Source organism: Bifidobacterium sp. UBA744, from assembly GCA_002298605.1.
Classification (GTDB): Bacteria; Actinomycetota; Actinomycetes; order Actinomycetales; family Bifidobacteriaceae; genus Bifidobacterium.
The window spans coordinates 1-9,832 of sequence record DBKS01000039.1; the positions used below are offsets into that span (position 1 = coordinate 1).

Here is a 9,832-nt window from a genome sequence, read left to right on the forward strand (position 1 = left end):
GCCCATGGAAGATCTTGGAATCATGACTTTCACTTGGAACGCCTCGCAGTATTTGAAATTCTCCGACCAGCGCACGCAGCCGAGCCGCGACCTGGTGAACCGTCTGCCCGCCGATGACGGTTCCGCACGGCGTCTGCTCGACATCGGCTGCGGGCCGGGCAACAGCACCGCCCAACTCCGCGCGCGCTATCCCGGGGCGCAGGCGTTGGGCGTCGATTCGTCGCCGGAGATGATCGCGGCGGCGCGCGAGCAACATCCCGATATGGAGTTTCAGGTGCTTGACGCCAACGATCTCGACAGCCTGCCCGATGATTTCGACGTGGCATTCACCAACGCCTGCCTGCAATGGGTGCCGAACCACCGCAAGGTAATCCCCGCCATGCTGCGACGCGTACGCCCCGGCGGCATGGCGGCCTGCCAGTTCACCGAAACCATCAACCAGCCCGCGCACACTGTCATGCGCGAGCTGGCCGTCAAAGCCCCGTTCTCCGATTACATCGGTGGCGGGGGAATCCGCCCCTATCATCATCTGGGAGGCAGCCACTTCGATGTCGGCGCCTACTACGATCTCATCGCGCCTCTGTCAAAACACGCGGAAGTATGGGAGACAACCTACTGGCATGCGCTGAAAGGTTACGCAGGCGTCGTCGAATGGTATCGGGGCACTGGTTTGCGCCCGTATCTGTCGCAACTGCCCACCGACGAATTGAGGCGGGCCTATGAGCAGGCATTCGTCGACCGGCTGCGCGCGGTCTATCCGCTGCAGGCCGACGGCACCGTGCTGATTCCCATGCCACGTTTCTTTTTCCTCGCCCAACTCTGACGATAGAATGCTCGCATGGAAATTCGCGAATACGACAGGGCGACCGACCAGGCCCGCGCCATCCGAACGGCGGTGTTCGTCGTGGAGAAGGATTACCGGCCGGAATTCGACGAGTGGGACGAACCCGGTCGCGCCACGCATCTGCTGGCTTTCGAGGGCGGCCGCGCCATAGCGACATGCCGCTTCTTTCCCGACCCCGAACACACCGATCAGCTTGGCCGCTGGGTGATCGCGCGGCTGGCGGTGGCTGCCGGCGAACGGGGACGCGGCGTCGGCAAAATGATGCTGTCCGAGGCGGAACGCCGCATTCTGGCAGCGGGCGGACGGATTGCCGCAGTGCATTCCGAAGACAAAAACTTCGCGATGTATGAGCACTTCGGATATCAGGCCACCGACGAATTCTTCGACAACGGCACCCATGGCTGGATGGTCAAAGCGCTGAAAACAGCGGATTGAGTCCCGTGGCATGGTGCTTGCGGCATTATGTGCAAAGGCACATCATTCCCGCCATACAATGGCAGCATGCAGATTCGACCGATTACCGCCGCTGACGACGTTGCGATGGCCGCCATTGTGCGCAGCAGCCTAGCCGCGCAGGGACTCGATATTCCCGGCACCGCGTATTTCGACCCGGAACTCGATCATTTGAGCACGTTCTATCAGGCCGCCGGCGCCTATTTCGTCGCCATCGACGACGATGGAATCGTGACCGGCGGAGCCGGATTCGCGGCATTCCCCAACCAACCCGGCGTGGCCGAACTGCAAAAGCTGTACGTCTCCCCCGTCGCACGGCATCAGGGACTTGGCCATCAACTCGTCGCGCTTGTGGAGCAGCGCGCCGCCGAAGCCGGATATGCCACGCTGTACTTGGAGACCCACCACAACCTCAGGGACGCGATACACCTCTATCGGCAACTCGGTTACACGCAACTGGACGGCCCGCTGCCCGACACCACGCACACCACCATGGACCTGTTCTTCTCCAAGCAATTGCACCGGACCGCAAAGCAGAACGCAGCCGATCCCAGGGCTACTTCCAGCTACCAACTGCCCAAGGGATTCGAACACTGCTCGAAACTTGGGCCAGTGGTCAAGGCCCCAACCGCACTGGAACGGGTACGGGCTGTGGTAACGATTCTGGTCGGTCCGGGCGGCTGCCCGTGGGACAAGCGGCAGACGAATCAAAGCCTGCTCAAGAACCTGTTGGAGGAAACCTACGAATTCGTCGACACGGTTGAAGAGGACGACCGCGAGGGCATGCGCGAGGAACTCGGCGACCTGCTCATGCAGTCGATCTATCAGGCGGCCGTCTGCGCGAAGGACCAATCCGATCCGTTCACACTCGACGAGGTCTGCGATCGATTGGTGGACAAGCTCATCACCCGACACCCGCATGTGTTCGCGCCGGACGGCGATCCGCACGCCGGCCATGAGGACAGTCCGGAGGAAATGCTGGCCGTATGGAACGCGATGAAACAGCGCGAAAAGCATCGCAAGTCGGTGGTCGAAGGCATTGCTCGCGCACAGGGCGCGTTCCCCCGCGCGGCGAAGATCATTCACCGAGCCGCCGAGTCCGGGCATGCGCAGCTACTGGACCAGGCGCTCGCCTCTGCGGACGACGATGCCTCCAAGTCCGCCGGCCCCGACAAATCGGCAGTTTCGGCCAGCGCATACGCCAACCGCGTTCTGGCCATCATTCGCGAGGCGGACGCCAACGGCATCGACATGGAATCCGCCTTACGCAACCGCCTACGCGAAGTGGAGCAACGTCTCACCGCTCTGGAATCATCCGCGGAGCAGAGATAGGCCGGCGTGGCGTTTCGTAACGCGAATGGGCGATGATGATGGCATGACCGACATGACGAGAGCATCGAGAACGACCACGCCCACCACAGACGCCAAATCCATGCGACTCGAGCACGATTGCATCGGCGAGATGGGCGTGCCCGCCGACGTCTATTGGGGCATTCACACACAGCGAGCCATCGGCAACTTCACTGTTTCCGATGTCACGGACGGCGACCATCCCTCACTCATCAGGGCGTATGCAACGGTTAAACGCGCCTGTGCCACCGCCAACGCCGAGCTTGGTCTGATCGACGGCGCCAAGGCCAAGCTGATTGAACAGGCATGTCTAGAAATCGAGGACGGCGGTCTGGCCGACCAGTTCCCGGTGGATGTGCTGCAGGGTGGCGCCGGCACCAGCGCCAACATGAACATGAACGAGGTGATCGCCAACCGCGCGCTCGAATTGGCCGGACATCCCCGCGGCGACTACACATTCATTCACCCCAACGACCACGTCAACCATTCGCAATCCACGAACGACACGTATCCGGCGGCGTGCAAGCTCGCCATCGTCGATGCGCTGCGCCCGCTTATCAACGCCACCAACCAACTGCGCCAATCGCTGCACAATCTGGCCGACAAGCATGCCAATGACGTCAAACTCGGCCGCACTCAACTGCAGGACGCGGTCCCGATGACCTTCGGCCAGGAATTCCATGCCTTCGCCAGCTTTCTCAAACTCGACATGGCGGCGATGGAACAACTCATACCGGATCTGTGCGTGCTGAATCTGGGAGCTACCGCCATTGGCACCGGCATCTGCGCGGATCTTCGATTCCGCACCAGCGCAACCAGGCATCTCAGGCGCATCACCGGACTTCCCATCACCGCCGCGCCGGACCCGATCGCGGCCATGACCGACATGAGCGCCTATATTGCGGCCTCCGCGGTATTGAAAAACCTGGCCATTCATTTGAAGAAGGCGGCTGACGACCTGCGGTTGCTCAATTCGGGGCCGCGATCCGGCTTCGGGGACATCCATCTGCAACCTCGTCAGGCGGGCTCCAGCATCATGCCGGCTAAGGTGAATCCGGTGATCCCAGAATGCGTGGACCAAAGCTGCTTCACCATCTTCGGGATGGACGTGACGGTCAATTGGGCGGCCGCCGAGGGCCAGCTGCAGCTCAATGCCTTCGACCCGCTGATCGTGCACCAGATTCTGACCGGCATGCATCTGATGACCCGCGCAATGGATATGTTCCGCGAGCGCTGCATCGAAGGAATTCAGGTCGATTTGAAAACCGGTCGAGAGCATGCCCTGCGTTCCCCCGCCATCTCCGCCGCACTGAACGACGTCATCGGCTATGAGGCCGCCAGCGCGATCTCGGCGGAAGCTGTGGCCTCCGGTCGAACGATTCGCGAGGTCGCCGCCGAACGCACCGATCTGAACGACGAGGAACTCGACCATCTGCTTGATCCGGCCTCGCTGTCCCGGCGACTCGGACAAACCTGTCGCGAGCATCGGCCACAGGCATAGCGAGCCAAGTCCCCCGCCCCACCGGCAATCGCCTTACAGTTCCTTGGCGCGGTAGACGCGCAACGAGCACAGCACGGAGATGACCAGCACCGCTACGGTCACGACGCCTCCGACCGTTGCCGCCGTGACCGTATGCTCGGACAGAGCCGTCACGGCACGTTCCACATCGTCCAGAACGGATTGCGGCAGTGTGACGGCCAGCGCGAGTGCCGCGACCACCAGCACGACCATGGCCACAAGCATTACGGTGACCGCCTTTTGCGCGGGAAAACGGTACAGCAACGGATATGCCACCGATTCCAGCAGTATGAAGATGACCATCGCGGCGAATACCGCGGCCGTGTCGTCACCGGACCAGAGGGCCACGGCACCTGTTGCGGCGGTTGCGAACGCGTTGAGTATCAGGATGCAGGCGATTTCCTCGATCAGAAACGTCAATGCGCATGCGATCATCGTCGCATAACGTCCCAGTACCTGATGGGTGCGGTTGACGGGAATCAGCCCGTTCATCCACTCGTTCCGCCCTTCGGACTCATAGAAGAACACATACATCGCCATCACGATGAACAGGGCGAAGCACGAGCCGTTGACGGCGCCGGATGAGAAGTCCGCCAACGGGCGCATGTCGCCATTTCCGGAGACGAGCGCGACCACCAATGTGAATACTGGCGCGAACCCGAGCATCAGCCACAGATTCGACCCGCCGCCCCTGATGCGATGGAAGTCCAGTCGGCAGGCGTTGAGAATGGCACGGCCGGTGTCCGCGGGAGGGGTGGGAAGCATACGTGTCATCGCGACACCTCCATGTCGTCCGCAAGGCTGCCGTCCGCGACGGCATCCTTCGCATTGGTCAGTCGAATGATGTCGTCGATGCTCGCAGGTTCGACGACCAGCCCGGCATGCTCCGGCAGTCTGCTGAGGTAATCGGCTCGGACCAGTGCGTCAAAGCCCGTGCCGTAGACGCGCGTTCCGTCCGCCACGGCGTCGACGGCCGCCAACTTGTCGGGACCGCCTTTGACCAGACGGAAGGATTCCTCGAATTCGTCCTTGGGCCCACTGTAGTACAGCCGTCCGCCGGTGATGTAGGTGATGAAGTCGGCGCCGCGTTCCAAGTCGGAGGTGATATGGGTGGAGAGCAGCACCGCATGCCTGCCGTCCTCGATGTAGGCGTGCAGGATGTCCATCAGTTCGTCGCGCGAGAGCACGTCAAGGCCGCTGGTGGGCTCGTCGAGGATCAGCAGCTTGGCGTCATGGCTCAGGGCCACGGCGAGCATGAGCTTCGTCCGCATGCCACGCGACAGTTCCTTGACCTTCTTGCCACGGTCAAGGTCGAAGCGTCGAAGATACCCGTCAAAGACGGTCTTGTTCCATGCGGGATACATGGGCGCCATCACCCGTTCAACCTGGCTTACGCTCCATGTTTCCATGAAGTACGAACCATCGAATACCACGCCGACTTCGGCTTTGACCCGCTCCTCCCGCGTGATGGCGTCAAGTCCAAGCACCTGGATCGCGCCGGCATCGCGTCGGATCATGTTGAGGATCAGCTTGATCAGCGTGGATTTGCCCGCGCCGTTGGGGCCGATCAGCCCCATGATATAGCCGGGCGGCAAGTCGAAGGTCACGTCATCCAATGTGAAGCCCGAATCATAGCGTTTCGTCACGCCGGTGACGGAAAGAGCCATCACCTCCGCACTTGAGGTTTCGTTAAGCATGATGCGTCCTTATATGTCTGGTCGAGCAGATCATGCAGATCGCGCAGCGGCAGGTTGACAGCTTTGGCGGCTTTGCACGCCTCGGCAAGGCCCGCCTCGGCCTTGTCCAGGAGGGTCCGCCTCATGACCTCGTTGCCGCGGTCCAGAACGAAGCACCCCTTGCCCTGCACGTTCTGCACGATGCCCTCGTCGGCCAGCTCGTTATACGCCCTGGTAACCGTAAGCACCGATACGCGCAGCTCCCTGGCCAATTTTCGCAGGGATGGCAGCGCCTCCCCCGCCTTGAGGTCGCCGTTGAACACCGCGGCGCGGATCTGTGTTGTGATCTGCTCGTAGATGGGTTCGCCGGACACGGACGAAATGATCAGTTTCATCAATGCCCTTTCTCGTGGATTGCGTCGGCGCGACAGCTAACTGTGTAACTGTTATACACAACAGTAACACAGTTACGACCCGCGCGACACCACGTGTCGCACAGCGTCGAACAATCCTCGCAGACCACGAACCCAGCCACGCACGGGACCCAGGGCAGCCGGCCATAAATACGTAAAGTACTTGACATTATACCCCGAACGACCCTACGATGGGCTGCGACAGCGTAAGCCTTGCCACCAAAGGAGGGGCCATGCCCGCCGCATCAACCAAGGTCCTCGACCAGATCCGCGAGCTGAATCTGCTGCTGATCCGCTCCAAACTCCAGATAGAACGCACCGCACAGCAACAAGGCGCCTCCCCCAACCCGACCACGGTCGACGCGGCGCACGCCGCCCCGAAAGCCGAGCGGACAACGCAACCAACGCCATCCGACGTCTCGGCATTCTGCGGACAGGGCCGCATACTGACGATCCTGGGACTCAAGCCGGCGATCAGCCAGAAGGACCTCATCTACATGCTGGGCACAAGCCGGCAAGCCATGAGCGAACTGCTAGCCCGGCTCGAGCACAAAGGCTACATCCGACGTGATCCGTCAGCCACCGACAAACGCATGGTGACCATCCGCCTCACCGAAGCGGGCAGGCAGGCGGCACGCCAGGTTCGGCGGATCCATCACGACATGGGCGCCGATCTGCTGGATTGCCTCAGCGAGGCCGAGCTCGCGCAATTCTCCGAATATCTGAAGCGCATCATCGACAGCGCCGAGAAGAAACTCGCCAACGACGAGTTCGCCGAACGCCGCAGGGCCATGCGGGAGTTTCTGTCACTTGGATCCCCGACGTCCGGCCAGACGGCCGACGGAGCGATCAATCCCAAGGAGGAACAGGCATGATCGAACACGGCACGAACATCTTCTCCCCCAGCGAATCAATCGCCCTCGGCCACCATTCCGCCACCCCGTCGGTCAGCCGCACAGCCAGCGGCACCGCTTCGGTCGAAGGACGACTCACCTCGCCCGCCGTGCGGGTTCCCGAGCTCATCTCCACCTGCGGAGGCATCACCGTCAAAGGCCACACGCTGAAATCCTTCGCCTACTCAACCGACGTGGTGGTCATCCGCAACACCAACGCCAACGCCATTCTGGCCGTATACCCATTCACCGGGGAACCGATCATCACACAAGCGCTGTTGACGGTGGCGCAGCAGCCCCTCTTCGTGGGCGTGGGAGGAGGCACCACCACCGGGCAGCGCGTGGTGGAACTCGCCATGGTCGCCGAAATGCAAGGCGCGGCGGGTGTGCTGATCAACGCGCCGGCACCACCGGAAACCGTCGAAGCCGTCATGGGCACGGTGGACATCCCCGTCGTGGCCACCGTCACCGTGGACGACGCCATCACCGAAGCGAAGATTCGCGCCGGCGCCGCGATCATCAACGTGGCAGCCGGCAAGCGAACGCCCAACATCGTCGCCTCAATCCGCAGCCACCATCCCGAAATGCCGATTCTCGCCTCGGGCGGCCGCTCACCCGAGGGTATTCAAGCCACCATCGACGCCGGCGCCGACGCGATCAGTTGGACGCCGCCCAGCGCGCAGGAACTGCATTCCGTCATGATGTCCCGCTACCGCGGCGAAGCATAACGCCGAACCGCCCGATACGCCTCGACCAAGCGGGGCAGCCCCACGGAGGCGTTCGCGGGGCTGGTGGACGGCAACTGGGTCACGGGCAGGCTCGTCAGGCCAAGACCCTCCTCACCGAGCCGAGGAAGACACAGCCGACGATACAGCTGCGCCGCCTTGGCACCGGTGGCAAACACATGGGCGATCCGCGAACCCCTGACAATTGGCGCAACATCATTGGCAATCGGATTGCGAATACTGGCATCGCTGGCACCCACGATGTCACAGGAGGCAAGCACGTCCCAGAGCGCAATGTGATGACGCAACGCGAAATCGCGACGGCGGCCAGCCAAATCCGCAACAGTCATGGATTCACCGCAATCGGCACAGGCTGACGGCAGGCATGAGTCATCATCGAAGATGCGGGCCATCACCTTCCAGAAACGGTTCCGCGGATGGCCGTAATAGAACGCCATCTCCCGCGATTTCGGGCTCGGCATCGATCCCAATATCAGCACACGTGAAGCCTCGTCCCACACCGGGCCAAAGCCGTGCTCGACATGCTCCAACCGTTCGAAAGTAAGCCGGCAGTCCGCGATGAAGGACTCGGCCCAGTCACCAGCACTGCGCATGGCTTTGCCGAATTCGTCGATAAGCCCATGGAATTCCTTGAGTTCAGCGATACTCCAGCGCTCGACATGCGACTGAACGCGGGAGCGAAAGCCCTCATAGGATTTCGGCAGATCGGTCACGCCCAACGTCTCGAGCAGGCGACGGGCATATCGGTCGGCGATAAACGCAGGCCGGTCGAACACATAGAGCAGCAGGTCATCGGCCGTTTCGCCACCGATGCCCCGCAAGGCCAGTAGCTCGGCGCGAAGTTCCGCGTCACTACGGTTAGCCACTAAATACGGGAAAACGTCATCCGACGGCACGGTGTCATCTTCTAGCAGTCGGGAAAACCAAACGCAGAACGCCTTGAGATATCCGGTTTTTGTCCGCCAATATCCGGTCGGTCGGATCAGTTCGCCCAGCGCGGCGTCATCCATGTCCAGTATCGCCCATGGATTCAGCGCGCCGACCTCCCTGAGGCGCCCAAGCGCAAGGTCCACATTGCTCCATGCGGTGTTCTGCGTCAGAATCGACCCCACCGCGATCTCGAAACGCGTGTCGGCAGGCCACCAATGCGTCGGCCCCAGCCGATCCAACAGCAGCTCGTACAATCCGCGTAGCGTAATCACCCGCCGCCCATCCATGGCACGCAAGTCTATCCGGCAGTGCCGAACACCTTCACCTGGCATCACGGAAGAACCCGATGACGATGGCAATGACTCCGCACACAAGTCCGCCAACAGGCCAAGCAAGCCAGAACAGGCCCCGTCCCATCTGCCCACCGGCGGACATCAACACCAGACCGACAATGGTGGCCACAATCATGACAATGCCACACAACCCGCCGGTAAGCTGGTCGTAGAAGTCACGTTCCCCCGCACGTTCACGACGCTTCTGCTCCGCGTTTTTGTTGTAGTCATTGATGTCCATCAGCCCTTTGCGCATACCGGCATGCACGATGGCACCCACGCCGGGCGCGACCAACGCCAGCAGCAAGCCGACAGGCCAGCCGTCGGAAACGCCCTGCAGCTCGGCAACCCACACCATCGCGCTCACTCCCGTTAGAATCAGCGCGATACCGCACGTCACACCGATGGCGGCGTACCGCGTGGCGCGGGCATGGTCGTCGTCGGTGTAGAAATCCTCGATAAATGGATGCCGGCGCTGGAACTCGTCATGCCACATGCAGGCGGGGATCATGAGTGCAAGGCCGACGACCACGCCGACGGCAATGCACAGAAACATGAGGAATCCATTTGCCGAATTCGACCCGAGAACAGAATTCGACTCGTCAAACAGCATTCCGCCGGCAACACCCCAAATGATCGCGGCGATGCCACCGGGAACCATCAGCGAAAACCGTCG

Annotated in this window: 10 protein-coding genes and 3 pseudogenes; 7 read left to right on the plus strand and 6 right to left on the minus strand. The window is 61.7% G+C overall.

Annotated elements, in window-relative coordinates:
• From B2994_RS03935 to B2994_RS03955, 5 genes and pseudogenes are all read left to right on the plus strand, one after another.
• Positions 1 to 823 (plus strand): methyltransferase domain-containing protein (locus B2994_RS03935; protein ID WP_291527080.1); only part of this gene is annotated, 823 nt, incomplete at its 5' end.
• A gap of 15 nt (positions 824 to 838) precedes the next feature.
• The gene (locus B2994_RS03940; RefSeq protein ID WP_291527081.1) at positions 839 to 1,279 is read left to right on the plus strand and encodes a GNAT family N-acetyltransferase; all 441 of its coding nucleotides are present in this window, start codon (positions 839 to 841) and stop codon (positions 1,277 to 1,279) included.
• 105 nt (positions 1,280 to 1,384) lie between these two features.
• Positions 1,385 to 1,747 (plus strand): annotated as a pseudogene (locus tag B2994_RS03945) (GNAT family N-acetyltransferase); the annotation flags it as partial.
• A 42-nt stretch (positions 1,748 to 1,789) separates the two neighbouring features.
• A complete protein-coding gene (locus B2994_RS03950; RefSeq protein WP_414630638.1) occupies positions 1,790 to 2,629 on the plus strand; it encodes a MazG nucleotide pyrophosphohydrolase domain-containing protein in 840 nt (279 codons plus the stop codon).
• 52 nt (positions 2,630 to 2,681) lie between these two features.
• Positions 2,682 to 4,148 (plus strand): aspartate ammonia-lyase, encoded by a 1,467-nt coding sequence (locus tag B2994_RS03955; protein ID WP_291527082.1) that lies wholly within the window; start codon positions 2,682 to 2,684, stop codon positions 4,146 to 4,148.
• A 33-nt stretch (positions 4,149 to 4,181) separates the two neighbouring features.
• Here the strand turns inward: B2994_RS03955 and B2994_RS03960 are convergent, their stop codons facing one another.
• Genes B2994_RS03960 through B2994_RS03970 form a run of 3 tightly spaced genes read right to left on the minus strand, consistent with a single transcriptional unit; the run spans position 4,182 to position 6,237 of the window.
• Positions 4,182 to 4,940, minus strand: a complete 759-nt coding sequence (locus B2994_RS03960; protein ID WP_291527083.1) for an ABC-2 transporter permease — start codon at positions 4,938 to 4,940, stop codon at positions 4,182 to 4,184.
• Positions 4,937 to 5,863 carry an ABC transporter ATP-binding protein gene (locus B2994_RS03965; RefSeq protein ID WP_291527084.1) on the minus strand — a complete coding sequence of 309 codons (927 nt, stop codon included), beginning with the start codon at positions 5,861 to 5,863 and terminating at the stop codon, positions 4,937 to 4,939. The genes B2994_RS03960 and B2994_RS03965 overlap by 4 nt, the downstream gene beginning before the upstream one ends.
• The gene (locus B2994_RS03970; RefSeq protein WP_291527085.1) at positions 5,833 to 6,237 is read right to left on the minus strand and encodes a GntR family transcriptional regulator; all 405 of its coding nucleotides are present in this window, start codon (positions 6,235 to 6,237) and stop codon (positions 5,833 to 5,835) included. Before B2994_RS03970 ends, B2994_RS03965 begins: the two co-directional genes overlap by 31 nt.
• A gap of 251 nt (positions 6,238 to 6,488) precedes the next feature.
• Between B2994_RS03970 and B2994_RS03975 the strand changes: the two genes are divergently transcribed.
• Together B2994_RS03975 and B2994_RS03980 are read left to right on the plus strand one after the other, a co-directional pair.
• Complete coding sequence (locus B2994_RS03975; protein ID WP_291527086.1) at positions 6,489 to 7,130, plus strand: MarR family winged helix-turn-helix transcriptional regulator; 642 nt, start codon at positions 6,489 to 6,491, stop codon at positions 7,128 to 7,130.
• On the plus strand, positions 7,127 to 7,876 hold the full coding sequence (locus B2994_RS03980) for a dioxygenase (RefSeq protein ID WP_291527087.1): 750 nt from the start codon (positions 7,127 to 7,129) through the stop codon (positions 7,874 to 7,876). The genes B2994_RS03975 and B2994_RS03980 overlap by 4 nt, the downstream gene beginning before the upstream one ends.
• Here the strand turns inward: B2994_RS03980 and B2994_RS03985 are convergent.
• The 3 genes and pseudogenes from B2994_RS03985 to B2994_RS03995 all read right to left on the minus strand — a co-directional run.
• On the minus strand, positions 7,858 to 8,424 hold the full coding sequence (locus B2994_RS03985; RefSeq protein ID WP_414630639.1) for a uracil-DNA glycosylase family protein: 567 nt from the start codon (positions 8,422 to 8,424) through the stop codon (positions 7,858 to 7,860). The two genes, B2994_RS03980 and B2994_RS03985, sit on opposite strands and share 19 nt — an antisense overlap.
• Positions 8,425 to 8,580: 156 nt before the next feature.
• Positions 8,581 to 9,156, minus strand: a pseudogene (locus B2994_RS03990) (endonuclease III domain-containing protein); the annotation flags it as partial.
• Positions 9,146 to 9,832, minus strand: a pseudogene (locus tag B2994_RS03995) (XRE family transcriptional regulator); the annotation flags it as partial. The pseudogenes B2994_RS03990 and B2994_RS03995, both read right to left, overlap by 11 nt.

Bases quoted from the DNA above. Each gene is read 5' to 3' on its own strand.
- B2994_RS03980 (WP_291527087.1), top strand. From the start codon at position 7,127: ATGATCGAACACGGCACGAACATCTTCTCCCCCAGCGAATCAATCGCC.
- B2994_RS03955 (WP_291527082.1), top strand. From the start codon at position 2,682: ATGACGAGAGCATCGAGAACGACCACGCCCACCACAGACGCCAAATCC.
- B2994_RS03970 (WP_291527085.1), bottom strand. From the start codon at position 6,237: ATGAAACTGATCATTTCGTCCGTGTCCGGCGAACCCATCTACGAGCAG.
- B2994_RS03960 (WP_291527083.1), bottom strand. From the start codon at position 4,940: ATGACACGTATGCTTCCCACCCCTCCCGCGGACACCGGCCGTGCCATT.
- B2994_RS03975 (WP_291527086.1), top strand. From the start codon at position 6,489: ATGCCCGCCGCATCAACCAAGGTCCTCGACCAGATCCGCGAGCTGAAT.
- B2994_RS03950 (WP_414630638.1), top strand. From the start codon at position 1,790: ATGGACCTGTTCTTCTCCAAGCAATTGCACCGGACCGCAAAGCAGAAC.
- B2994_RS03965 (WP_291527084.1), bottom strand. From the start codon at position 5,863: ATGCTTAACGAAACCTCAAGTGCGGAGGTGATGGCTCTTTCCGTCACC.
- B2994_RS03940 (WP_291527081.1), top strand. From the start codon at position 839: ATGGAAATTCGCGAATACGACAGGGCGACCGACCAGGCCCGCGCCATC.